The organism is Variovorax sp. LjRoot84, assembly GCF_964254305.1.
Lineage (GTDB): Bacteria > Pseudomonadota > Gammaproteobacteria > Burkholderiales > Burkholderiaceae_C > Variovorax.
In genome coordinates, this window is the sequence record NZ_CAXUTE020000001.1 from 4,033,468 (window position 1) to 4,055,345 (window position 21,878).

The following is a 21,878-nucleotide window of genomic DNA, read 5'->3' on the forward strand; positions in this document are numbered from 1 at the left end:
AGGCGCCTGTGATTCCGCTTGTTCATTCTTGTTGTACCGAGGTTGTATGCCCAGTTCAAAGAAGCCTGCCGTGTCCGCCGCCAAGAAGCCCATTGCAGAAAAACCGTTGAAAGCGGCCGCCCTGGCGGCAACTAAGTCAGATGCCGCCGCGTCCAAGGCGACAGCCGCAACGAAAGTGAAAACCGTGCCCACGAAATCGACCCCCATCGCCGAAGCCCCGAAACCCGCCGCCAAGAAGGTCGGTCGTCCTCCCAAGGCCGCCGGCGCCCCCGCCGCTGCAGGCGGCGCCAAGCGCGGCCGCAAGCCCAAGGCCGGCAACGAGGCGCCGGCGAGCGACGTCGACCTGTCCGACATCGAAGACGAGTTGATCGGCGACGAACCGGCGGCGACGACCGAAGAAAAGGTCAAGCCGCTGCGCATGAAGATCAGCAAGGCGAAGGAACGCGCCTTGATGAAGGAGTTCGGCCTCGACGAGACCGTGCTCTCCGAGGAAGACCTGGCCAAGCGCCGCTCGCGCCTGAAAACCCTGATCACGCTGGGCAAGACGCGCGGCTACCTGACGCACGGCGAAATCTCCGACCACCTGCCCGACAAGCTGGTCGACGCCGAGACCATGGAAGTCGTGGTCACCATGCTCAACGACATGGGCGTGGCCGTCTACGAGCAGACGCCGGACGCCGAAACCCTGCTGCTGAACAACACCGCGCCGACGGCGACCACGGTCGAGGAAGCCGAGGAAGAAGCCGAAGCGGCCCTCTCGACCGTCGACAGCGAATTCGGCCGCACCACCGACCCCGTGCGCATGTACATGCGCGAGATGGGCACGGTCGAGCTGCTGACGCGCGAAGGCGAAATCGAGATCGCCAAGCGCATCGAGGGCGGCCTGATGGCCATGATGGAAGCCATTTCGGCTTCGCCCGCGACCATCGCCGAGATCCTGCGCCTGGGCCAGGAGATCCGTGACGGCAAGGTCGTCATCTCGACCATCGTCGACGGCTTCTCGAACCCGAACGAGGCCGACGACTACGTGGCCGAAGAAGACTTCGACGAGTTCGACGAGGAAGACGACGACGACGGCAAGGGCGGCTCCAAGGCGCTGACCAAGAAGCTCGAGGAACTCAAGCGCGACGCGCTGGAGCGCTTCGATCGCATCGCCACGCTGTTCGAGAAGGTCCACAAGATCTACGACAAGGAAGGCTACGGCACGCCGGCCTACCAGAAGGCGCAGCATTCGCTGTCCGAAGAGCTGATGACCATCCGCTTCACGGCCCGCACGATCGAGAAGCTGTGCGACCTGGTGCGCACGCAGGTCGACGACGTCCGCAAGAAGGAGCGCGAGCTGCGCCGCATCATCGTGGACAAGTGCGGCTTCCCGCAGGAAGAGTTCATCCGCGACTTCAGCGGCTACGACAAGAACGGCAACCGCGTGGCCTCCAACCTGCTCAACCTCAAGTGGGTCGAGAAGCAGGCGGCCGCCGGCAAGCCCTGGAGCACGGTGCTGGCACGCAACATCCCGCCGGTGCAGGAGCTGCAACAGAAGCTGACCGACATCCAGTCGCGCGTGGTGGTGCCACTGGCCGAGCTCAAGGACATCAACAAGCGCATGAACGAAGGCGAATCGTCCTCGCGCGATGCCAAGAAGGAAATGATCGAGGCCAACCTGCGCCTCGTGATCTCGATCGCCAAGAAGTACACCAACCGCGGCCTGCAGTTCCTCGACCTGATCCAGGAAGGCAACATCGGCCTGATGAAGGCGGTCGACAAGTTCGAATACCGCCGCGGCTACAAGTTCTCGACCTACGCGACCTGGTGGATCCGCCAGGCGATCACGCGCTCGATCGCCGACCAGGCGCGCACCATCCGCATCCCGGTGCACATGATCGAGACCATCAACAAGATGAACCGCATCAGCCGCCAGCACCTGCAGGAGTTCGGCTTCGAGCCCGACGCCGGCATCCTGGCCGCGAAGATGGAGATCCCGGAAGACAAGATCCGCAAGATCATGAAGATCGCCAAGGAGCCGATCTCGATGGAAACCCCCATCGGCGACGACGACGATTCGCACCTGGGCGACTTCATCGAGGACAGCAGCAACACGGCGCCCATCGAGGCCGCGATGCAGGCCGGCCTGCGCGACGTGGTCAAGGACATCCTCGACAGCCTGACGCCGCGCGAAGCCAAGGTGCTGCGCATGCGCTTCGGCATCGAGATGTCGACCGACCACACGTTGGAAGAAGTCGGCAAGCAGTTCGACGTGACGCGCGAGCGCATCCGCCAGATCGAAGCCAAGGCGCTGCGCAAGCTGAAGCATCCGAGCCGTTCCGACAAGCTGCGCAGCTTTATTGATACGCTCTGATCCTTCAGCGGATCTTCGAGCCCAAACGCCCGCTTTGCCTTCACCGGCGGCGGGCGTTTTCTATTCCCGCGCACAACAAGCAAGAACGGAGACCTCTCGCATGAACCCCGACGCAGACAAACTCTGGCACGCTCCGCGCTGGGCGCTCGCCGTGCTGCTGGCGGTGCTGGGCATGCTCGGTCCGTTCTCGATCGACACCTACATCCCGGCCTTCTCGGGCATCGCCAGCAGCATCGGCGCGACGCCGGCCCAGATGCAGCAGACGCTGTCGGCCTACCTGTTCGGCTTCGCCTTCATGAACCTGTTCCACGGCGCGCTGTCGGACAGCTTCGGCCGCCGGCCCGTGGTGCTGTGGGGCCTGGCCGTTTTCACCATCGCCTCGCTGGGCTGCGCGCTCGCGCAGACCATCGGCCAGCTGGTGCTGTTCCGCGCGCTGCAGGGACTGTCGACCGGCGCCGGCATCGTGGTCTCGCGCGCCGTGATCCGCGACATGTTCCCGCCGGCCGAAGCGCAGCGGGTGATGAGCCAGGTCACGATCTATTTCGGCATCGCGCCCGCGATCGCGCCGATCGTGGGCGGCTTCCTGTTCGTGCACCTGGGCTGGCACAGCGTGTTCTGGTTCCTGGTGGCGGTGGGCGTGGTGCTGTTCGCCGCCAATTGGAAGCTGCTGCCCGAAACGCTGCACCAGAGCCAGCGCCAACCCTTCGAGGTGCGGCACCTGATGCGCGGCTACTGGGACCTGTGTTCCGATCCGCGCTTCCTGCTGCTGGCGCTCGCGAGCGGCGTGCCTTTCAACGGCATGTTCCTCTACGTGCTGGCCGCGCCCGCCTTTCTCGGCGACCACCTGGCGCTCGCGCCCACCCAGTTCTTCTGGTTCTTCCTGCTGACCATCGGCGGCATCATGGCCGGCGCCTGGGCCAGCGGCCGCATGGCAGGCAAGGTCGCGCCCAAGCGGCAGATCCGCGACGGCTTCGTGATCATGCTGGCGACCTCGCTGCTCAACGTGGTGGCCAATGCCTTGTTCGAGCCGCACCCGGCCTGGGCGCTGTGGCCCATCGCGGTGTTCGCCTTCGGCTGGGCGCTGATGGTGCCGGTGGTGACGCTGCTGGTGCTCGACCTGCATCCCGAGCGCCGCGGCATGGCCTCCTCGCTGCAGGCGGTGATCGGCTCGACCGCCAATGGCATCGTGGCCGGCGTGATTGCGCCGCTGGTGATGCATTCGACGCTGGCGCTGGCGTTGACCTCGCTCCTCATGATGAGCGTGGGCCTGGTTGCCTGGGTCTGGCTGCACGGGCGCTGGCCCGAGATCGGGCGCAGGGTCGTCGGCGAGGTGGCCTGACAACGATGCGCTGGGACGATCTGCGGACTTTCGCGCGCGCCTGGCTGCCGGCGCGCACCAACGTCAACGCACGCGAAAGGCTGCGCGCCGTCGCCGGCGCGGGGCTGGGGCTTCTGCTCACGGCGCTGCTCTCCCAGATGACAGGCTCTTCCATCGACAGCCGCTGGCTGGTCGCCCCGCTGGGCGCCAGCGCAGTGCTGGTGTTCGCGCTGCCGGCCAGTCCGCTGGCCCAACCCTGGTCCGTGATCGCCGGCAACACGTTCTCGGCGCTCGTCGGCGTGGCCTGCGCACGCTGGATGCCGGACCCGGTATGGGCCAGCGCACTCGCGCCCGCGCTGGCCATCGCGCTGATGTTCGCGATGCGCTGCCTGCACCCGCCCGGCGGCGCGGTGGCGCTGTTCGCCGTGCTGAGCCACACGACGCATTTCCCTTTCTCGCTCTATCCGGTGCTGGCCAACTCCGTGCTGCTGGTGCTCGCCGGCGTGCTCTACAACAGCCTGACCGGCCGGCGCTACCCGCATGTGCAGCTCGCGCCGCGCGAACCCAAGGCCGATGCGCGCTTCAGCTCGGCCGACATCGATGCGGTGCTCGCGCGCTACAACCAGGTGCTCGACATCAGCCGCGACGACCTCGAATCGCTGATCCGGCAGACCGAGCTCGAGTCGTACAAGCGCCGCCTCGGCACCGTGCGCTGCGCCGACATCATGTCGCGCGACCCGGTGATCGCCGAGTTCGGCACGCCGCTGCAGGAGGCATGGTCCTTGATGCAGCAGCGGCGCATCAAGGCGCTGCCGGTGATCGACCGCACGCGCCGCGTGGTCGGCATCCTGACGCAGGCCGACTTCTTCCGCCACATCGACCTGGAGCATCACGAGGGGCTGGGCGGACGGCTGCGCGATTTCGTCCGCGCGACGCGAACCGTGATGTCGAGCAAGCCCGAGGTGGTCGGCCAGATCATGACGCGGCAGGTGCGCGTGGCGAGCGAGGAGCGGCCGATGGTCGAACTGGTGCCGCTCTTCTCCGAGGGCGGCCACCACCATATCCCGATCATTGATGGCGAAAGGCGGCTCACCGGCATGATCACGCAGTCCGATTTCGTGCGCGCGCTGTACCGCGCCGTCGGCCCGGAAAGCTGAGCCGGCTACTCCAGCGTCACGTTGGCCTTCTTCACGAGCGCAGCGTACCTGGCGGCCTCGCTGCGGAAGTACTTCGCGGCCTCTTCCGGCGTGCTCGGCTTGATGATGTTGCCCTGCTTGGCCATCGCCTCCTGCACCTCGGCGCTGGAGAACGCGGCCACCACCGCATCGTGCGCGCGCTTCACTTCCGCCGCCGGCAGCTTGGCCGGTCCGATCAGCGCGAACCAGCCTTCGACGCTGTAGTTGGGCAGCCCCTGCTCGGCAATCGTCGGGATGTCGGGCGCGGCCGGCGAGCGCGCGGGCCCGCACAGGCCGATCGCGCGCAAGGCGCCGCTCTTGATGTGCTGCTGCACCGCCGGCAGCGCGACCACGCCGATCTCGACCTGGCCCGCGATCATGTCGGTCACCATCGGGCCGGTGCCCTTGTAGGGGATGTGACGCGCCTTGACGCCGGCCTCGTCCATGAACATCTCGCCGGCCAGGTGAATGATGGTGCCGTTGCCCGAGGACGCGTAGTTGTAGCCGTCGGGCTTGGCCTTGAGCAGCGCGACAAGTTCCCTCACGTTCTTCGCCGGCACCTTCGGGTTCACCAGCAGCACCAGCGGCGTCGCGCCGACCACGCTGATGGGCGTGATGTCGTTGATGGCGTCGAAGGGCATCTTCTTGTAGACGCTCGGGTTGATCACGTGGTTGTTCGACACCATGCCGAGCGTCTGGCCATCGGGCGCGGCCTTGACGACGACCGAGGCGCCGGTGATACCGCCGGCGCCCGGCAGGTTCTCGATCACCACCGGCTGGCCGAAGGCCTTGCCGAGCGCCGGTGCGACGGCGCGCGCAATGGTGTCCACGCCCGAGCCGGCGCTGATCGGCAGGATGATGCGCACCGGCTTGTCGGCGCCTTGGGCGAATGCGGGAAGCGCCGCGGCCGCCAGCGCGGAAGCGCCAAGGCCGAGCACCGTGCGACGCGAAAGGGTGGGGTTCATCTTTTGTCTCCTTGGTCTCGAAAACCTATGTCAGGCAGCTTCGCGTGCCGCCAGTTGCGACAGCACTTCCTCAGTGTGCTCGCCCACGCGCGCCAGCGCTTGCCGCACGCCGGGGCGACGGCCGCCCATCAGCAGCGGCAGCAACACCACCTCGGTCATGCCGCCATCGTCGCACTCCATCGGTACCAGGCCGCCGCTGGCCTTGAGGTGCGGATCGTCCGTCAGCTGGTCGGGCCGCACGATCGGCGCGTAGGGAATGCCGGCTTCCTCGAGCTTGGGCGCCAGTTCCTCGACGCGATGCCGCGCGAGGATCTCGCCCAGCCGCTTCAAGAGCGCCGGCCGCACCGCGACGCGCAACGCATTGTTGGCCAACGCCGGATCCGCGGCGAGTTCAGGCGCATCGATCACGCGGCACAAGGTCAGGAACTGCTTGTCGCTCACCGCGCCGATGAAGAGCTGCTCGCCTTCGGCCAGCGTGAAGACGTCATAGACGCTCCAGGCCGACACGCGCGAGGGCATCGGCGGCGGCGGCTCGCCGGTCATCGCGAACTGCTGCATGTGCTGCGAGGAGAGGAACACGCAGTTCTCGAACAGGGCGCTCTGCACCTCCTGCCCCCTGCCGGTGCGCTCGCGCTCGCGCAGCGCGGCCAGCACGCCGATCGCACCGAACATCCCGCCCATGATGTCGTTGACCGAGGTGCCGGCGCGTAGCGGCCGGCCTTCGGGGCCGGTCATGTAGGAGAGCCCGCCCATCATCTGCACCACCTCGTCGAGCGCCAGGCGGTTCTCGTAAGGCCCGGGCAGGAAGCCCTTGTGCGTGACGTAGATCAGGCGCGGGCATTTCGCCGAGAGCGTCTGGTAGTCCAGGCCGAGCTTGCCCATCAGCCCCGGGCGGAAGTTCTCCAGCACCACGTCGCATTGGCCGATCAGCTCGGTTGCGGTCGCCCGGCCTTCTTCCGTCGTGATGTCGAGCACCACGCTCTTCTTGTTGCGATTGAAGGAGCGGAAGAAGCCGATGCCCAGACCCGGCAGCTTGCGCGTCTTGTCGCCGCCGGGTGGCTCGATCTTGATCACCTCGGCGCCGAGGTCGGCCAGGATCATGCCGCAGGTCGGGCCCATCACCATGTGCGTGAACTCGACGACGCGGACGCCGGCGAGCGGGAGCTTGTTGTCTTCAGCGTTCATGAGGGGCTTTCGGTCAGGCGAGCGCGGTTTCGGTGGCAAAGGTCTTGGGCAGGCCGGCGCGCCAGAGCGTGCCGTGCAGCGTCTCGCCGCCGAGCCACTCGGCCACGCGCTGGCGCAGCGCGAGCAGCTCGTCGATGTCGACCCCGGTGGCGATGCCCATGCTGCCCAGCATGTAGGCCAGGTCCTCGGTCGAAACATTGCCGCTGGCGCCCGGCGCATGCGGGCAGCCGCCGATGCCGGCCAGGCAGGCATCGAAGCGCGCGACGCCGACTTCGAGCGCCGCATAGACGTTGGCCAGGCCCAGGCCGCGCGTGTCGTGGAAGTGGCCGCACCAGAAGCGATCGCCCGCGATCTTCAAGGCCTCCTCGAACAGCTCGCGCACCATGGCCGGATCGGCATAGCCGACCGTGTCGGCCAGGCTCACGCGGTCGGCCCCGGCATCGAGCAGGGCCTGCATGAGGCGCAGCACCTCGCGCTTCTCGACCAGGCCCTGGATCGTGCAGCCGAAGGCCGTGCCTACGCCGCCTTCGATCAGCGTCTTCGAGCCGGCCGCGTCGCGCGCCGCGCGGATGCGGGCGACTTCCGCCACCACTTCGTCGGGCGTCTTGCGCAGGTTGGCAAGGCTGTGGGCATGGCTGGCCGACAGCGGCACGATCATCAGGTCGGCCTGGCCGGCAATGGCGCCCTCGGCGCCGCGCAGGTTGGGCACCAGCACCGAGACGAAGAGGCCCGGCAGCGTCTTCGCGAACGCGAGCAGTTCGGCCGTGTCGGCCAGTTGCGGCAGGAGCCTCGCCGGCACGAAGGAGCCGACCTCGATCTCGCGCTGGCCGGCGGCATGCGCCGCGCGGATCCATTCGCGCTTGTGCTCGGTGGGCAGGATGGTCGCGATGCTCTGCAGGCCGTCGCGCAGGCCGACTTCGCGAATGACGGCGGCGCGCGGCAGCCGCGGGTTGGGCATTGGCATGAGTTCTTGTCTCCAGGCGCATCGGCACGGGCGCCGATGTGATGCGTGGACTTTAGACATTCCGTATTGCTTGCAAAAGCGGTAATCTGGAACGCCCAACATTCCGAACTGGAACTTCATGCGCGACCTGGACCTCACCAGCCTGCGCCTCTTCGTCGCGGTCTGCGAAACCCGCAACATCGCCCGCGCCGGCGAGCAGCAGCACATCGTGGCCTCGGCGATCAGCAAGCGCCTGGCGCAGCTCGAGGACGTCGTGGGCGAGACGCTCTTCGAGCGCCGCCGCCGCGGCGTGACGCCGACCGCCGCCGGCGAGATCCTGCTGGAACACGCGCGTGCCATGCTCGCGAGCGCCGACCGGGTGGCGCGCGACATGGCCGACCATGGCCGCGGCGTGAAGGGACAGGTGCGCGTGCTGGCCAGCATGTCCTCGATCGCCGAGTTCCTGCCCGACGACATCGCGGACTTCCTCCAGACGCCGGCGCACCACGACATCCGCGTCGACATCGAAGAAGCCGTGAGCCGCGACTTGGTGCGCGCGTTGCGCGAAGGCTCGGCGCCGGTGGGCGTGTGCTGGGATGCGGCGGATCTCGAAGGGCTGCAGGCCTGGCCCTACCGGCGCGACCGGCTGGCCATCGTTGCGCATCCTTCGCACGCCATCGCGCGCCGGCGGCGCTGCAGCTTCGAAGAGACGCTGGCGTTCGATCACGTGGGCCTGCCCGCCTCCACCGCGGTCCACACCATGCTGGCGCGGGCGGCCGCGATCATCGGCCGGCCGCTCAGCTACCGCGCGGCGGTGTCGACCTTCGACGCGGCGCTGCGCTGCGTGCGCGCGAACCTCGGCATCGCCGTGGTGCCGCGCGAGGTGATCGATCCGCTCGCGGCCAGCTTCGGCCTGCGCGTGGTGCCGCTCTCCGACGCCTGGGCCGAGCGCCGCTTCGCGATCTGCTTTCGCAGCGAGGCCAACCTGTCGCCCGCCGCCAAGCTGCTGGTTGCGCATCTGCGCGGCCGCGCCGCGGCGTCTGCGCTCAACGCTTCTTCCTGAGCGTCGCGGCTGCGGCCGGCGGCCAGTAGCGCGCGTCGGCAAAGCGCGCCGCCAGAAAGTCGAGCATCGCGCGCAGCGCGGCCGGCATCTGGCGGCGTGAGCTGTAGACGCCGTAGACCCCCATCGTCTGGGGCTGCCAGTCGGACAGGAGCGCGACCAGCCGGCCGCTTGCGATCAGCGGCGCGGCCGAGTACTCCGGCTGCATCGCGATGCCCGCGCCTTCGAGCACCGCCGTCAGCAGCACCGACGATTCGTTGGCGCTGAGATTGCCGCCCACCGGCACCGCGATCTGCCGGCCCTTGTGCTCGAACTGCCACAGGCTCTTGCCGAAGTACGAATAGGTCAGGCAGTTGTGAAGGGCAAGCTCCTGCGGCGCGCGCGGCGTGCCGTGCTCGGCAAGGTAGGCCGGCGTCGCGCACACCACCGAGCCGCAGCTTCCCAGCGGCCGCGCGATCAGGTTGGGATCGAGGTCGTTCGTGATGCGGATCGCGAGGTCGATGCGCTCTTCCACCAGGTTGACGGTGCGGTCGCTGATGTGCAGGTCGATGGCGGTTTGCGGATGGCGGCGCAGGAAGTCCGCCACGGCCGCGGCCAGCACGTCCTGCGCGATCGACTGGGCGCAGGTCAGGCGCAGCAGGCCTTGCGGCACATCGGCCTGCGCATCCACGGCAACCTGCATCTGCTCGGCGACCTCGAGCATCTGCCGGCAACGCGACAGGGTCTGCTCGCCTGCGGAAGTGAGGCTGATCCGCCGCGTCGTGCGATGCAGAAGGCGCGCGCCAGCCCATGTTTCCATGTGCGCGAGGTAGCGCGTGACCATGGCGCGCGACATGTCGAGCGCCTCGGCCGTGGCCGTCATGCTGGCGCGCTCGGCGACGTTCACGAACACTTTGGCGGCGGTGATGCGGTCCATGATTTGATCGATTCAAGCAATAAACATTTGCATCGTATGCGGTTTTTTGATCGGATTAAGAAACATAAGATTCCGTCCATTCCCACCCATCAGGCGCCACATGATTCGCAGAACCCTCCTCGCCGCAGGCATGGCCTCGCTCGCAGCCGTTCACACCCTGCCGGCCTCGGCCGCCGAAGCTGCATTGCAGCTCGAGGTCTACAACCCGGGCGACAAGGCCATCTTCCCGGTGTCCTCGGAAATCGTAAGCGGCCGCAACGAGGCCGTGCTGATCGACGCGCAGTTCCAGCGCAACGACGCCGAAGCCCTGGTGCAGAAGATCAAGGCCGGCGGCAAGACGCTCAGCACCGTCTACATCAGCCACAGCGACCCCGACTTCTACTTCGGCCTGGACGTGATCAAGGCCGCCTTTCCCGACGCGAAGATCGTGGCCACGCCGCAAACGGTGGCGGCGATCAAGGCCTCGATGGACGGCAAGCTCGCGTACTGGACGCCGATCCTCAAGGACAACGCGCCCAAGGCGCTGGTGCTGCCCGAGCCGCTGGAAGGCGACACCATCCTGCTCGAAGGCCGCAAGCTCGAAGTGAAAGGCCTCCAGGGCCCGAGCCCGGCGCGCAGCTATGTCTGGATTCCTTCGCAGAAGACCGTGGCCGGCGGCGTGCCCGTGTTCCACAACACCCATGTGTGGGTGGCCGACACGCAGACGCCGGCCTCGCGCCAGGCCTGGCGCAAGACGCTCGACAGCATCGCTGCGCTCAAGCCCGTGACCGTGGTGCCGGGCCACTACCTGGGCGATGCGCCGAAGGGGCTGCAGGCCGTGAAGTTCACCGCCGGCTACCTGGAGACCTTCGAGCGCGAAGCCGCGAAGGCCAAGGATTCGGCAGAACTCATCGCCGCCATGAAGAAGCACTACCCCGGCCTGGGTCAGCAGTCGTCGCTCGAGCTGAGCGCCAAGGTCATCAAGGGCGAGATGAAGTGGCCGGCGCAATGAGCCGCCGGGCCGTTCCCAAGGCGAATACCGTAGCGCGCAGCGCGGAGGTTGTTCAATGAGCGACAGCCCCATCCTGCACTACCTGTTCGACCCGCTGTGCGGCTGGTGCTACGCGGCCGCGCCGCTGGTCCAGGCGGCACGCACGGTGCCGGGCCTCGCGATCGCGCTGCATGGCGGCGGCATGATGACCGGCGCCAACCGCCGGCCGATCACGCCCCAGTGGCGCGACTACGTGATGCCGCACGACCGGCGCATCGCGCAACTCACGGGCCAGCCCTTCGGCGAGGCCTACTTCGAAGGCCTGCTGCGCGACACCACGGCGGTGATGGATTCCGAACCGCCGACCACAGCCATCCTCGCGGCCGAAGCGCTCGGCGGCCGCGGGCTCGATCTGCTCCAGCGCCTGCAGCGTGCCCACTACGTCGAGGGGCGCCGCATCGCCGACACGGCGGTGCTGCATGAACTCGCGATCGACATCGGGCTCGACGGCGACGCGTTTGCGGCCCTGTTCGCACAACAGGCGGGCGAAGGCACCCGGCAACACATCGCCGACAGCCGTGCGCTGCTGGCACGCGTCGCCGGCGGCGGCTTTCCGACCTTCGCGCTGGCGCGCGGCGACGGCCGCCTCGAACGCATCGACGCCAGCGCGTGGCTGGGCCGGCCCGAGGCCTGGCGAGGGCAGCTGGCGCAGATGACGCAGCAAGCAGCCTGAGCCCTCGACTTTTTCCGTTTTCGTTCAACCAGGAGTCATTTCATGAGCAACATCGCCATCCTCGGCATCACGGGCCGCGCCGGCTCGCGCATCGCTACCGAACTGCTGCAACGCGACCACACCGTCACCGGCATCGCGCGCAACACCGCGAAGGCCGAAGCCAAAGCGGGCCTCAGCCTCCAGCAGGCCGACGCCACGCAGCTCGACGCGCTGGTGCCGCTGCTGCGCGGCCACGACGCCGTGATCAGCTCAACCCACTTTGCGGGCGGCATCGATGCAGCAAGCGCCATCGCTGCCGCGAAGAAGGCCGGCGTGCCGCGCCTGCTGGTGGTCGGCGGCGCCGGCAGCCTCGAAGTAGCGCCCGGCAAGGCGCTGGTGGACACGCCCGAATTTCCCGCCATCTACAAGACGGAAGCGCTGGCGGGCCGTGCGTTTCTCGAGGCACTGCGCGCCGAAAAGGAGCTGGACTGGACCTTCATCTCGCCCTCCGCGTTCTTCGAGCCCGGCGAGCGCACCGGCAGCTACCGCCTCGGCGGCAACCAGTTGCTGGCCGACGCCAACGGCAAGAGCTGGATCTCGATGGAGGACTACGCGATCGCGATGGCCGACGAGATCGAAAATCCGAAGCATCCGCGTCAGCGGTTCACCGTGGGGTATTGACCAACCCCCAGGCTTGCTCGCTTCGCATAGCCGCCAACCCCCTTCCAGGGGGCGCCGCCTGCGGCCCGGCGAAGCCGGTTCCGCGGCGGCTCCCGATGGGAGCGCGCCGCTAAGCCTCCAGCGTCATCTTCATGACGCGCATGCCCTCGTCGATCATCGCGCCGATCGCGCCTGCCGCCTCGTGCGGCAGCAGATCGGCGATCCAGACCATCCGGCTGCGCTGGTCGCCCTCGGCGAACACCTGCATCGATGCGTTGTAGTGCGTGAGCTGGCCGCCGGTCGCCGACCACGCCAGCCGGCGCGCGGCATCGTCGAGATCGACGATCGCCTCCCGCACCACCAGGCCGTTGCCGAAGGTGACGATGCGGGCCTCGCCCTGGCTCTCGAGCCGGCAGTCGGTCACGAAGCCCGGCACCAGGCGGTGGTGAATTTCGCCGATGTCGCGCACGACTTCCCAGATCTGCTCGGCGCTCGCCGCGACCTGTATTTCGCGTCGAATGGATGCCATGGACGTTCTCCTTTCAGTTGCATGCGAAGGATGTCTCATTCCAGAAACACCGCGGAACCGGCTCCGCCGGGCCGCTGGTGTTGCCCCCCGGCGAGGGGGTTGGCGGCCACGCGAAGTGGGCAAGCCTGGGGGTGAGCCTCACCTCAGCAGTTGATCGACCAGGCGCTGATCTTCGTCGTAGATCCAGCACTCGGCGAGCCGGCCGTCGCGCACGCTGTATCGCAGCAGCCGCTCCAGCACATGCGTCGCGCCGTCGCGCTCGAACTGCTCGACCGCGACGATCACCCCGAAGTGCTCGCCCGCGAGCACGTCGCGGATGGACACAAGCCGCCGGTTCGTCTTCTCCTTCACCTGCTTGAGCAAGGCCAGGCAGGCCGCCTTGCCCTGGTGAACGCCAGCCAGCGGCCCGCCGCCGAAATAGTGGAAGACCACCTCGTCGTGGTAGCAGTCGAATATGGTCTTCAGATCGTTGGTCGCCCAGGCGTCTGCGTAGCGCCTGACAACCTCGCGCACCGCGCTTTCGGATGACGAGCTCATGAATCCTCCAGACGGATGAACCGATCCTAGGCGTGCAGGGCCAGGCGTTCTTGGAAAATCTTGCGGTCGCCGCGCGCCGCCTGCCTGAAGCGCCGCGGCGACACGCCGGCCGCGCGATGAAAGCTGCGCACGAAGTTCGAGAGATCGCTGAAGCCGACGTCGAGCGCCACCTCCGTGACCGGCCGCGCGCCCGTTGCCAGAAGTTGCGCGGCATGCCGAAGGCGCGTGCGCACCAGGTACTGGTGCGGCGTGACGCCGAGCACGCGCGAGAACAGGCGCAGGAAATGGAAGGAACTGAGGCCGACCTGCTGCGCTGCCTGGTCGAGATCGATCGCTTCGTGCGAGCGGGCCTCCAGCCAGAGCGCCGCCTCGACCGCCCGGCGCCGGTCGAGGGCAGTCACCTGAATCGCGCCGGGCTCGCGTTCACCGGCGAGTGCGACGAAGCGCGCGGTGAACAGCAGCGCGACCTCGTCGAGCCCGAGGTCGTTGCCGCCCTCGATCGCCGCCTGCGCCAGTTCCCCCAGCACCATCAGTTCAGGCAGCGGCGGCAGGCCGACGGTGCGCCAGATGCCGCGGCGTGAACCGATCTCGTCCATCAATTCCGGCGACAGATGAAAGGACAGGCACTCGTCGCCGCGCTGGTGGTGCTCGTGGGTGCAGACGTACTCGTCGCCCGAGCGGCCGACCAGCACCGAGCCGGCGACCATGTCGAACAAGCGGCCGCCGCAGCGGTAGCCGAAGCTGCCCTTGCGCACGTACGAGACCGAGTTGTTGCAATGCAGTTCGGCAAACACCAGGTCGGATGGACCCGCGTCGCAGCGGTAGTCGATGACCGAAATCGAACCTTGATGAAGCGCCTTCGTCGTGACCATGATCGAGCCAGTGTAGGCCCGATCATTGTTCAGCGCGCGACGCCCAGCAGCCGCTCCAGCACCTCGGGCTGCGTTCGCAGCGTGGCCGCGCGATCGGCATGCACCACCGTGCCGTGGTCGAGCACCACCGCCTCGTCGGAGATCGCGAGGATGGCCTGCGGATGCTGCTCGACGATGATCGCCGCCAGCCCTTCGTCCTGCGTGATGCGGCGGATCGCGCGCAGCAGCTCTTCGACGATGATCGGCGCCAGGCCTTCCAGGGGCTCGTCGAGCAGCAACAGCCGCGGGTTGACCACCAGCGCGCGCCCCACCGCCAGCATCTGCTGTTCGCCGCCCGACAGCTGCGTGCCGAGATTGCTCTTGCGCTCGGCCAGGCGCGGGAACATCTCGTAGACGCGTTGCGGGTTCCACTTGCCTGGTCGCTCGACTGCGCTCAGGTTCTCGTGCACCGTGAGCGACTTGAAGATGTTGCGCTCCTGCGGCACCCAGCCGATGCCGGCCGCCGCGCGCTGGTGTGGCGAGAGCTTGTGCAGCGCCACGCCGCCGAGCGCGATGCTGCCGCCATGCTGGCGTGTCGCACCGGCCAGCGTATTGATCAGCGTGGTCTTGCCGGTGCCGTTGCGGCCCAGGAGCGCCAGGGTCTGGCCTTCGCCGAGGGTGAGCGCGATGTCGTGCAGCACCACGGCTTCGCCGTAGCCGGCACTGAGCTTCTCGATGCGCAGCAGCTCAGACATGGACAGCCCCTTGACCCAGATAGACCTCCTTGACCTTCGGATCGTTCGCGATCGTGTCGGGGTCACCCTCGGTGAGCAAGGCTCCGTTGACCAGCACCGTCATGCGGTCGGCAAAACTGAACACCAGGTCCATGTCGTGCTCGATCAGCAGCACCGACACGTCGGCCGGCAAGGCCGCCACGGTCTGCAGCAGCTCCTCGCGCTCGCCGGCCGGCACGCCGGCCACCGGCTCGTCGAGCAACAGCACGCGCGGTTCGCAGGCCAGCGCGATCGCGATCTCGAGCAGGCGGCGCTTGCCGTAGGCCAGCTGCCGCGTCTGCTGCTGCGCAACGTCACCCAGATGAAACTGCTCCAGCAGCTGCGCAGCCCGCTCCGACACCCTGGACGAAGAGCCCAGCGGCCGCCACCACTGCGCGGCCAGCCCGGCCTGCTGCGAGATCACGAGCGCCAGCGTTTCCAGCGGCGTCATCGAGTCGAAGAGCTGGTTGATCTGGAAGGTGCGCACCATGCCGCGCGCCACGCGACGGTGCGGCGCCAGGCGCGTGATGTCCTCGCCCTCGAGCACGATGCGGCCGGCCGTGGGCGTGAGCACGCCCGTCAAGAGGTTGATCAGCGTGGTCTTGCCGGCGCCGTTGGGGCCAATCAGCGCGTGGCGCGCGCCGCGCTTCAGGTTCAAGGTCACGTTGTCGGTGGCCGTGATGCCGCCGAAGCGCATCACGAGGCCGGTGGCCGAGAGAACGATGTCGTTCATGGCTTGGCACTCCGGCGCGCGCCGAACCAGGTCCAGGGCTTCAACAAGCGGTCGCGTCCTACCAGCACCAGCAGCACCAGGATCAGCCCGATCCAGAACATCCAGTACTGCGGCGTCACCGCCGAGAGCCAGTTCTGCAGCAGCTTGAACACGATCGCGCCCGCCACGCCGCCATAGAGCCAGCCGACGCCGCCGATCACCAGCATCAGCAGCACGTCGGCCGAGCGGTCGAAGGCCAGCACGTCGAGCGAGGCGAAGCCGGTGGTCTGCGCGAGCAGCGCACCCGCGGCGCCGGCGACCGCGGCGGCCACGGTGTAGATCACCGCGATGCGCGAGATGACCGGAACGCCGATCGCCATCGCGCGCAGGCGGTTGTCGCGAATGGCCTTCAGCGTGGCACCGAAGGGCGAATGCACGATCCGCCGCATCAGCAGGAACAAGACCCCCATCACGGCCAGCGAGTACCAGGCCGCCGTGCGGCCGTAGAGATCGAACTCGAACAGTCCCAGCACCGGCCCCATCACCACGCCCTGCAGGCCGTCGGCGCCGCCGGTCAGCCAGTCGAGCTTGTTCGCAAGCTCGAGCAGCAGCAGCGCGGTGCCGAGCGTGACCATGAGCCGCGTGAGATCGCTGCCGCGCAAGATCGTGATGCTCGCCAGCGCGCCCAGCACGGCGCAGAGCAGCACCGCAACGACCAGGCCCACCGTCGGATCGGGCATCACGAGCTTGGCGAACAGCGCGGCCGTGTAGGCGCCGAAGCCGAAGAAGGCCGCATGCCCCAGCGAGACGATGCCGGTGTAGCCCAGGATCAGGTCGAGCGACATCGCGAACAACGCGACGATCGCGATCTCGTTGATCAGCAGCGCGTGCGACGGAAAAATACCCGGCAGCACGAAGGCCACGGCCCAGACCGCCAACTCCCACGGCCGCCAGCGCGCCTTCTGCACAAGAGACTTCTGGAAATCCATCACTTCCCTCCCCTGCGCGTGAACAGGCCCTGCGGCCGCCACATCAGGATCAGGATCATCAGCAGGTAGACCGTGAAGGCGCCCATCTTCGGAATGAAATACTTGCCCGCCACGTCGGCAATGCCAAGCAGCAGCGCGGCCAGCAAGGGCCCTGTGATCGACGAGGTGCCGCCGACCGAGACCACGATCAGGAAATAGATCATGTACTTGAGCGGGAAGGTCGGGTCCATGCCGAGAATCTCGGCGCCGAGCGCGCCGCCCAGGCCCGCGAGCCCCGAGCCGACCGCGAAGGTCAAGAGGAACACCACGTTGACGTTGATGCCGAGCCCGGCCGCCACGCGCGGATCGTCCACCGCCGCGCGCAGCCGGCTGCCGAAGCGCGTCTTCGACAGGATGAGCTGCAGCACCACGGTGAGCACCGCGCACACGGCGATGATGAAGAGCCGGTAGTGCCCCATGCCCAGCAGCCACGGATCGGCCCCGATCTCGGTGCGGCCGCGCAGCCATTCAGGCAGGTGGATGTTCTGCTGCGAGGAGCCGACGAAGTAGTCGATGGCGGCCACCGCCATGAAGGCCAGGCCGATCGAAAACAGCACCTGGTCCAGGTGCGGCTTGCCATACATCGGCCGGTAGAGCGTGCGTTCGAGCAGCGCGCCCGCCAGGCCGACGACGATGAAGGCAAGCGGCAGGCATGCCAGGAAGGGCAGGCCCAGCTTCTGCATCGCGAACACCGTGAGATAGCCGCCGGCCATCGCGAAGGCGCCGTGCGCGAGGTTGATGAAGTTCATCAGGCCCAGCGTCACGGCCAGGCCGACCGCGAGCACGAACAGCAGCATGCCGTAGGCGATGCCGTCGAAAAGAATGGTCAACATACAAAAGGCCGTTCGGGCTGAGCTTGTCGAAGCCTTCGACAGGCTCAGGCCGAACGGGGATGGGCCGAACGACGGGGCCTCACTTCGCCTTGCCCGGGTCTTTGACCGCCTTGATCACGTCGAACTCCACGTTGTAGAGCTGTCCGTCCTTCTTCTCGACCTTGCGCAGATACACGTCCTGCACGATGTCGCGCGTCTGCGCGTCGATCAGCACCTGGCCGCGCGGGCTCTCGAAGATCTGGCCCTTCATCGCGGCGAGCAGCGCATCGCCGCCGCCCTGGCCCTTGGTGGTCTTGAGCGCCTCGTAGATCACGCGCATGCCGTCATAGCCGCCCATGGCCATGAAGTTGGGACGCATGTTCTTGTTGGCCTTCTGGAAGGCCTCGACGTACTTCTTGTTGAGCGCCGAGGGGTGCGCGGCCGAATAATGGTGCGTGGTGACCACGCCCAGCGCGCCCTCGCCCATGTCGTTGAGCTGGTCGTCGTCGGTCACGTCGCCGGTGGCGATCATCTTGATGCCGGCCTTGTCCATGCCGCGCTCGATGAACTGCTTCATCACCGCCGCGCCGGCACCCGAGGGCACGAAGACGAACAACGCATCGGGCTTGGCATCGCGCACCTTCTGCAGGAAAGGCGCGAAGTCGGGGTTGCGCAGCGGCACGCGCAGCGAATCGATCACCTTGCCGCCGTTGAGCTGGAAGCGCTCCTTGAAGTACTTCTCGGCGTCGTTGCCCGGGCCGTAGTCGGTGACCAGCGTGACGACCGACTTGATGCCGTTCTTCGGTGCCCAGTCGCCCATCGCGACCGAGACCTGCGGCAGAGTGAAGCTGGTGCGCACGATGTAGGGCGAGGCCTCGGTGATGCTCGAGGTGGCCGCCGCCATCACCACCATCGGCGTCTTCGACTGGGTGGCGATGGGCGCGGTGGCCATGGCCGAGGGCGTGATGCCGAAGCCGGCCAGCACGTTGACCTTGTCGTTCACCACCAGTTCCTGCGCGAGGCGCTTGGTCACGTCGGGAAGGCTGGTGTCGTCCTTGACGATCAGCTCGATCTTCTTGCCCGCCACGGTGTCGCCGTTCTGCGCCATGTAGAGCCGGGCCGCGGCCTCGATCTGGCGGCCGGTGGTGGCCTGCTGGCCCGTCATCGGCAGCACCAGGCCGATCTTGAAAGTGTTGCCCTGGGCCTGGGCCAGCGGCATGGCCAGCGCAATGGCCGCAAGGCTCGCGGCCTGGACAAGGTGGCGACGTTGCATGGAAGTCTCCTTTTTGCTGAAAGCGGAATGCTGGCTATTGTGAACAAACGAAACTGCGATCGCGCCGAGGCAAACACCTAGCGCTGCGCTGGGGCTGCATGTTTCTGCGCGATTAGCCAACGGGGCGCGCGATGATCGCGCAAAGCCTTTCGGCGCTTCATGGACTTTCGGGACGCCATGCCGAATCGATGGTGATCGTTCCGACCGCGCGCGATACGCAGGCGCAGATGCGCTGGCCCTGCTCTTTCTCGTGCTCGCTCAGGAACACGTCGCGGTGGTCGATCTCGCCCTCGACCGCAAGCACGTCCATCGCGCACAGCCCGCATTCACCGCGCCGGCAATCCCAGAGGGTCTGCACGCCGGCGGCTTCGAGCGCCTCGAGCAGGGTGCCGTCGGCCGGCACGGTGATCGCCAGGTCGTGGCGCGGAATGCGCACCTCGAAGGCCTGCGCCGCCAGCCGGCCGCTGCTGCCGAAGGTCTCGAAGCGCAAGTCGGCCGGCACGCGGTCGGCGGCGGCCCAGGCGCGCTTGACGGCTTCGAGCATCGGCACCGGCCCGCAGGTGTAGAGCTGGCCGCCGGCCGGCAGGGCCGCGATCTCGGCGGCGAAGTCGATCGGCGCGCTGCCGGTGTGGGCCTGCACGTTGGCGCCCAGCGCCTCCTGCAGCGTGGGCAGGTAGGCCAGTTCCTCGGCGCTGCGCGCCCCGTAGAGCATGCGCACACGCACGCCGTTGCGCTCGGCCAGCGCGCCCAGGCGCTGCGCCATGAAGACCAGCGGCGTGATGCCGATGCCGCCTGCCACCAGCAGGTAGCCCGGCGCCGTGGTGTCCAGGCCGAAGTGGCTCTGCGGCTCGGCGACGAGCAATCGGTCGCCGATCGCCAAGCGCCACATCGCGAGCGAACCGCCGCGGCCATCGTCCAGGCGCTTGACCGCGATGCGCCAGGAACGTTCGTCGGGCTCGCCGACGACCGAGTAGGAGCGCGTCTGCATGCGCCCCGAGCCCGGTGCGCCGACCAGCACCTGCACCTGCAGATGCGCGCCGGGCTCGTGCGTCGCGGCAATGCCCGACTCGGGCGTGATCTCGAACTCGCGCACAGTCGGCGTCAGGTCGCGCAGGGCAGTGATGCGCGCGGGCATCCAGTGGGTATCGCTTTTCATCAGGCTCTGCGGCGAATCAATTGCACGCCGGGCAAGGGGTGGTTCTGCGCGCCGTGCAGCGCCTCGCGCAGGTTGCGCTGCGCGAGGCGGCTGTGCTCGCGCATCAGCGCCTCGGCGCGCGAGCCTTCGCGGTTCTCGATCGCATCGAGCACCTGGCCGTGCTGGTCCTGCGCGATCAGCAGCATGTCGCGCGCGGCCGGCGAGTTCGCCTGCACCACCACGAAACCCGAGGGCGAAGCGAAAGGCAGGTTGATCACGCGTTCCAGCTGCTGCGCGATCAGCGGACTGCCCGCCATCTCGGACAGAAGCCGGTGGAACTGCTCGTTGAAAGTCACATAGCGCGAGAAGGCCGCATCGTCGAGCGCGGGCTCCTTCAGCAGTTCGTCGATGCGCTTCAGGCAGGCACGCGCCTCGCGCAGCACCACCGGCGCCGCGCCGCGCTCGGCCGCGAGCCGCGCCGACAGGCCTTCGAGCGTGCCGCGCAGCTCGATGGCGTCGGACACGTCGCGCTCGGAAAAAGTGCGCACCGCGTAGCCGCCGTTGGGCAGGGCTTCGAGCAGGCCTTCCTGCTCGAGCCGCATGAGCGCGCTGCGCACCGGCGTGCGCGACACCCCCAGCAGCTCGGAGATCGCCACCTCGGCGATGCGCGCGCCGCCGGGCAGCTCGCCGGCCAGCACCATCTCGCGCAGCCGCAACTGGGCCTTGACGGCTTGCGAGCTGCCGACTTCCGAAGGCTCGGTTGCGACGATGCTCACGTGCGCTCCCCCGCCGCTTCGGCCGCGGGCCGGATCGGAATGGCAGCTGTTCGCGGCCTTTCCTTCGCGATCATCTGGTCGATGAGCCGTCGCGCCCACATCGCGCCGGCGTCGATGTTGAGGTTGTAGAAGCTGTAGTCGGGCCGCTCGTCGATGGCGCGCTGCTGGGCTTCGAGCACCAGCTCGTCCTCGCGGAAGATGCCGGCCACGCCTTCGCGCAGCTCGTGCGTGAGGCGCTGCTCGCCGATGCAGTAGTTGCGCGCGAAAGCCCAGAAATAGAGGCAGCTCTTGTCGGTCTCGGGCGTGATGGTGTTGAGCACGTAGCCGTTGACGCCCTGGCTGCGGTCGCCCGCCGCGCCGTCGCGCGGCACCGCGCCGCTGCCCGCCTCGGCCACGCCGACATCGATGTTGACGGTGCAGGGACCCTCGAAGCGGATGATCTGCCAGCGGTCGACCTTGCCCTGGTAGCCGTGGGCATGCCGGATCTGCGCGGCCCAGAAGGGCGGCGCATCGATGTTCTCCATCCAGCGCGTGACGGTGGCCGAGCGGTCGCCGTGGGTCGCGACGAAGGGCGCCTCCGCCACCGCGCGGTTGCCGATCGAGGAGCCGTGCACGAAGGTCTCGTGCGTGAGGTCCATCAGGTTGTCGACCACCAGCCGGTAGTCGCAGGCCACGCGGATCATCTTGCCGTCGCCGGCCCAGGCCGGGTCGTCGTTCCAGTGCATGTCGGGCACCAGCGCCGGGTCGGCCTTGGCCGGATCGCCGGGCCAGACCCAGACGAAGCGGTGCTTCTCGACCGCCGGGTAGGCGCGCACGCAGGCCGACGGGTTCAGCGTCTCCTGGCTCGGCATGTGGGTGCAGCGACCCTGGCTGTTGTAGACCAGGCCGTGGTAGCCGCAGACCAGCTCGTCGCCATCGAGGCGGCCCATCGACAGCGGCATCAGCCGGTGCCAGCAGGCGTCTTCCAGCGCGGCGACCTGGCCGTCGGTGCGCCGGTACAGCACCAGTTTCTGGTTGCAGACGGTGCGTGCCAGCAGCGCGTGCTTGAGCTCGACGTCGTAGGCGGCCGCGTACCAGGCGTTGAGTGGAAAAGGGCTTGAAGAGGTGCTCATGGGATACTCAATGTATACATTTGAACCGGTATTTCCAACACTTTTCGGCTAAAACGAGGGTAAATACCGACTCCGCTGTA

The 21,878-nt window shown here is 67.8% G+C and carries 22 protein-coding genes; 7 read left to right on the top strand and 15 right to left on the bottom strand.

Translation table 11 applies throughout. From position 1 onward, the window contains the following. Window positions 1-46: 46 nt before the first annotated feature. The 3 genes from rpoD (at window position 47) to ACSQ9I_RS20060 (ending at window position 4,831) form a co-directional block, all read left to right on the top strand. A complete protein-coding gene (rpoD, locus tag ACSQ9I_RS20050; protein ID WP_436314211.1) occupies window positions 47-2,356 on the top strand; it encodes an RNA polymerase sigma factor RpoD in 2,310 nt (769 codons plus the stop codon). 100 nt (window positions 2,357-2,456) lie between these two features. Then, the gene (locus tag ACSQ9I_RS20055) at window positions 2,457-3,695 is read left to right on the top strand and encodes a multidrug effflux MFS transporter (RefSeq protein WP_436314212.1); all 1,239 of its coding nucleotides are present in this window, start codon (window positions 2,457-2,459) and stop codon (window positions 3,693-3,695) included. A 5-nt stretch (window positions 3,696-3,700) separates the two neighbouring features. Then, window positions 3,701-4,831 carry an HPP family protein gene (locus ACSQ9I_RS20060; RefSeq protein ID WP_436314213.1) on the top strand — a complete coding sequence of 377 codons (1,131 nt, stop codon included), beginning with the start codon at window positions 3,701-3,703 and terminating at the stop codon, window positions 4,829-4,831. A gap of 5 nt (window positions 4,832-4,836) precedes the next feature. Here ACSQ9I_RS20060 and ACSQ9I_RS20065 read toward each other — a convergent pair whose 3' ends face one another. Genes ACSQ9I_RS20065 through ACSQ9I_RS20075 form a run of 3 tightly spaced genes read right to left on the bottom strand, consistent with a single transcriptional unit; the run spans window position 4,837 to window position 7,963 of the window. Beyond that, complete coding sequence (locus ACSQ9I_RS20065) at window positions 4,837-5,814, bottom strand: tripartite tricarboxylate transporter substrate binding protein (RefSeq protein ID WP_436314214.1); 978 nt, start codon at window positions 5,812-5,814, stop codon at window positions 4,837-4,839. Between the two features lie 30 nt (window positions 5,815-5,844). Beyond that, entirely contained in the window at window positions 5,845-6,999 is a 1,155-nt protein-coding gene (locus ACSQ9I_RS20070) for a CaiB/BaiF CoA transferase family protein (RefSeq protein WP_436314215.1), read from the bottom strand. A gap of 13 nt (window positions 7,000-7,012) precedes the next feature. After that, window positions 7,013-7,963 carry a hydroxymethylglutaryl-CoA lyase gene (locus ACSQ9I_RS20075; RefSeq protein ID WP_093109886.1) on the bottom strand — a complete coding sequence of 317 codons (951 nt, stop codon included), beginning with the start codon at window positions 7,961-7,963 and terminating at the stop codon, window positions 7,013-7,015. Window positions 7,964-8,081: 118 nt separating this feature from the next. Here ACSQ9I_RS20075 and ACSQ9I_RS20080 point away from each other — a divergent pair, with 118 nt between their 5' ends. Next, a complete protein-coding gene (locus ACSQ9I_RS20080; RefSeq protein WP_436314216.1) occupies window positions 8,082-9,005 on the top strand; it encodes a LysR family transcriptional regulator in 924 nt (307 codons plus the stop codon). Here ACSQ9I_RS20080 and ACSQ9I_RS20085 read toward each other — a convergent pair. Continuing rightward, complete coding sequence (locus ACSQ9I_RS20085; RefSeq protein ID WP_436314217.1) at window positions 8,989-9,918, bottom strand: LysR family transcriptional regulator; 930 nt, start codon at window positions 9,916-9,918, stop codon at window positions 8,989-8,991. The two genes, ACSQ9I_RS20080 and ACSQ9I_RS20085, sit on opposite strands and share 17 nt — an antisense overlap. 100 nt (window positions 9,919-10,018) lie before the next feature. Between ACSQ9I_RS20085 and ACSQ9I_RS20090 the strand changes: the two genes are divergently transcribed. Genes ACSQ9I_RS20090 through ACSQ9I_RS20100 form a run of 3 tightly spaced genes read left to right on the top strand, consistent with a single transcriptional unit; the run spans window position 10,019 to window position 12,281 of the window. Further along, complete coding sequence (locus ACSQ9I_RS20090; protein WP_436314218.1) at window positions 10,019-10,909, top strand: MBL fold metallo-hydrolase; 891 nt, start codon at window positions 10,019-10,021, stop codon at window positions 10,907-10,909. A 55-nt stretch (window positions 10,910-10,964) separates the two neighbouring features. Next, complete coding sequence (locus ACSQ9I_RS20095) at window positions 10,965-11,621, top strand: DsbA family protein (RefSeq protein WP_436314219.1); 657 nt, start codon at window positions 10,965-10,967, stop codon at window positions 11,619-11,621. Window positions 11,622-11,663: 42 nt separating this feature from the next. Next, window positions 11,664-12,281 carry an NAD(P)-dependent oxidoreductase gene (locus tag ACSQ9I_RS20100; protein ID WP_436314220.1) on the top strand — a complete coding sequence of 206 codons (618 nt, stop codon included), beginning with the start codon at window positions 11,664-11,666 and terminating at the stop codon, window positions 12,279-12,281. Window positions 12,282-12,390: 109 nt separating this feature from the next. Here the strand turns inward: ACSQ9I_RS20100 and ACSQ9I_RS20105 are convergent, their stop codons facing one another. From ACSQ9I_RS20105 to ACSQ9I_RS20155, 11 genes are all read right to left on the bottom strand, one after another. After that, window positions 12,391-12,789 (bottom strand): SRPBCC family protein, encoded by a 399-nt coding sequence (locus tag ACSQ9I_RS20105; RefSeq protein ID WP_436314221.1) that lies wholly within the window; start codon window positions 12,787-12,789, stop codon window positions 12,391-12,393. 138 nt (window positions 12,790-12,927) lie between these two features. Then, window positions 12,928-13,326: a nuclear transport factor 2 family protein gene (locus ACSQ9I_RS20110; protein WP_436314222.1), complete on the bottom strand. Its 399-nt coding sequence runs from the start codon at window positions 13,324-13,326 to the stop codon at window positions 12,928-12,930. A gap of 26 nt (window positions 13,327-13,352) precedes the next feature. Next, window positions 13,353-14,198 (bottom strand): helix-turn-helix domain-containing protein, encoded by an 846-nt coding sequence (locus ACSQ9I_RS20115; protein ID WP_436291062.1) that lies wholly within the window; start codon window positions 14,196-14,198, stop codon window positions 13,353-13,355. Window positions 14,199-14,227: 29 nt separating this feature from the next. After that, window positions 14,228-14,932, bottom strand: coding sequence for an ABC transporter ATP-binding protein (locus tag ACSQ9I_RS20120; protein WP_436291061.1), 705 nt, complete (start codon window positions 14,930-14,932; stop codon window positions 14,228-14,230). Next, window positions 14,925-15,683 (bottom strand): ABC transporter ATP-binding protein, encoded by a 759-nt coding sequence (locus tag ACSQ9I_RS20125; protein ID WP_436304710.1) that lies wholly within the window; start codon window positions 15,681-15,683, stop codon window positions 14,925-14,927. The genes ACSQ9I_RS20120 and ACSQ9I_RS20125 overlap by 8 nt, the downstream gene beginning before the upstream one ends. Further along, window positions 15,680-16,651, bottom strand: coding sequence for a branched-chain amino acid ABC transporter permease (locus ACSQ9I_RS20130; RefSeq protein ID WP_436314223.1), 972 nt, complete (start codon window positions 16,649-16,651; stop codon window positions 15,680-15,682). The genes ACSQ9I_RS20125 and ACSQ9I_RS20130 overlap by 4 nt, the downstream gene beginning before the upstream one ends. After that, window positions 16,651-17,523 carry a branched-chain amino acid ABC transporter permease gene (locus tag ACSQ9I_RS20135; RefSeq protein ID WP_093109898.1) on the bottom strand — a complete coding sequence of 291 codons (873 nt, stop codon included), beginning with the start codon at window positions 17,521-17,523 and terminating at the stop codon, window positions 16,651-16,653. The genes ACSQ9I_RS20130 and ACSQ9I_RS20135 overlap by 1 nt, the downstream gene beginning before the upstream one ends. Before the next feature lie 79 nt (window positions 17,524-17,602). Beyond that, window positions 17,603-18,775: an ABC transporter substrate-binding protein gene (locus ACSQ9I_RS20140; RefSeq protein ID WP_436304711.1), complete on the bottom strand. Its 1,173-nt coding sequence runs from the start codon at window positions 18,773-18,775 to the stop codon at window positions 17,603-17,605. Window positions 18,776-18,932: 157 nt separating this feature from the next. Beyond that, window positions 18,933-19,931: a PDR/VanB family oxidoreductase gene (locus ACSQ9I_RS20145; protein WP_436314224.1), complete on the bottom strand. Its 999-nt coding sequence runs from the start codon at window positions 19,929-19,931 to the stop codon at window positions 18,933-18,935. Next, complete coding sequence (locus ACSQ9I_RS20150; RefSeq protein WP_093103233.1) at window positions 19,931-20,686, bottom strand: GntR family transcriptional regulator; 756 nt, start codon at window positions 20,684-20,686, stop codon at window positions 19,931-19,933. Before ACSQ9I_RS20150 ends, ACSQ9I_RS20145 begins: the two co-directional genes overlap by 1 nt. Beyond that, window positions 20,683-21,798 carry an aromatic ring-hydroxylating dioxygenase subunit alpha gene (locus tag ACSQ9I_RS20155; RefSeq protein WP_093103232.1) on the bottom strand — a complete coding sequence of 372 codons (1,116 nt, stop codon included), beginning with the start codon at window positions 21,796-21,798 and terminating at the stop codon, window positions 20,683-20,685. The genes ACSQ9I_RS20150 and ACSQ9I_RS20155 overlap by 4 nt, the downstream gene beginning before the upstream one ends. Window positions 21,799-21,878 lie beyond the last annotated feature (80 nt).

Bases quoted from the DNA above. Each gene is read 5' to 3' on its own strand.
- rpoD (WP_436314211.1), top strand. From the start codon at position 47: ATGCCCAGTTCAAAGAAGCCTGCCGTGTCCGCCGCCAAGAAGCCCATT.
- ACSQ9I_RS20055 (WP_436314212.1), top strand. From the start codon at position 2,457: ATGAACCCCGACGCAGACAAACTCTGGCACGCTCCGCGCTGGGCGCTC.
- ACSQ9I_RS20060 (WP_436314213.1), top strand. From the start codon at position 3,701: ATGCGCTGGGACGATCTGCGGACTTTCGCGCGCGCCTGGCTGCCGGCG.
- ACSQ9I_RS20065 (WP_436314214.1), bottom strand. From the start codon at position 5,814: ATGAACCCCACCCTTTCGCGTCGCACGGTGCTCGGCCTTGGCGCTTCC.
- ACSQ9I_RS20070 (WP_436314215.1), bottom strand. From the start codon at position 6,999: ATGAACGCTGAAGACAACAAGCTCCCGCTCGCCGGCGTCCGCGTCGTC.
- ACSQ9I_RS20075 (WP_093109886.1), bottom strand. From the start codon at position 7,963: ATGCCAATGCCCAACCCGCGGCTGCCGCGCGCCGCCGTCATTCGCGAA.
- ACSQ9I_RS20080 (WP_436314216.1), top strand. From the start codon at position 8,082: ATGCGCGACCTGGACCTCACCAGCCTGCGCCTCTTCGTCGCGGTCTGC.
- ACSQ9I_RS20085 (WP_436314217.1), bottom strand. From the start codon at position 9,918: ATGGACCGCATCACCGCCGCCAAAGTGTTCGTGAACGTCGCCGAGCGC.
- ACSQ9I_RS20090 (WP_436314218.1), top strand. From the start codon at position 10,019: ATGATTCGCAGAACCCTCCTCGCCGCAGGCATGGCCTCGCTCGCAGCC.
- ACSQ9I_RS20095 (WP_436314219.1), top strand. From the start codon at position 10,965: ATGAGCGACAGCCCCATCCTGCACTACCTGTTCGACCCGCTGTGCGGC.
- ACSQ9I_RS20100 (WP_436314220.1), top strand. From the start codon at position 11,664: ATGAGCAACATCGCCATCCTCGGCATCACGGGCCGCGCCGGCTCGCGC.
- ACSQ9I_RS20105 (WP_436314221.1), bottom strand. From the start codon at position 12,789: ATGGCATCCATTCGACGCGAAATACAGGTCGCGGCGAGCGCCGAGCAG.
- ACSQ9I_RS20110 (WP_436314222.1), bottom strand. From the start codon at position 13,326: ATGAGCTCGTCATCCGAAAGCGCGGTGCGCGAGGTTGTCAGGCGCTAC.
- ACSQ9I_RS20115 (WP_436291062.1), bottom strand. From the start codon at position 14,198: ATGGTCACGACGAAGGCGCTTCATCAAGGTTCGATTTCGGTCATCGAC.
- ACSQ9I_RS20120 (WP_436291061.1), bottom strand. From the start codon at position 14,932: ATGTCTGAGCTGCTGCGCATCGAGAAGCTCAGTGCCGGCTACGGCGAA.
- ACSQ9I_RS20125 (WP_436304710.1), bottom strand. From the start codon at position 15,683: ATGAACGACATCGTTCTCTCGGCCACCGGCCTCGTGATGCGCTTCGGC.
- ACSQ9I_RS20130 (WP_436314223.1), bottom strand. From the start codon at position 16,651: ATGGATTTCCAGAAGTCTCTTGTGCAGAAGGCGCGCTGGCGGCCGTGG.
- ACSQ9I_RS20135 (WP_093109898.1), bottom strand. From the start codon at position 17,523: ATGTTGACCATTCTTTTCGACGGCATCGCCTACGGCATGCTGCTGTTC.
- ACSQ9I_RS20140 (WP_436304711.1), bottom strand. From the start codon at position 18,775: ATGCAACGTCGCCACCTTGTCCAGGCCGCGAGCCTTGCGGCCATTGCG.
- ACSQ9I_RS20145 (WP_436314224.1), bottom strand. From the start codon at position 19,931: ATGAAAAGCGATACCCACTGGATGCCCGCGCGCATCACTGCCCTGCGC.
- ACSQ9I_RS20155 (WP_093103232.1), bottom strand. From the start codon at position 21,798: ATGAGCACCTCTTCAAGCCCTTTTCCACTCAACGCCTGGTACGCGGCC.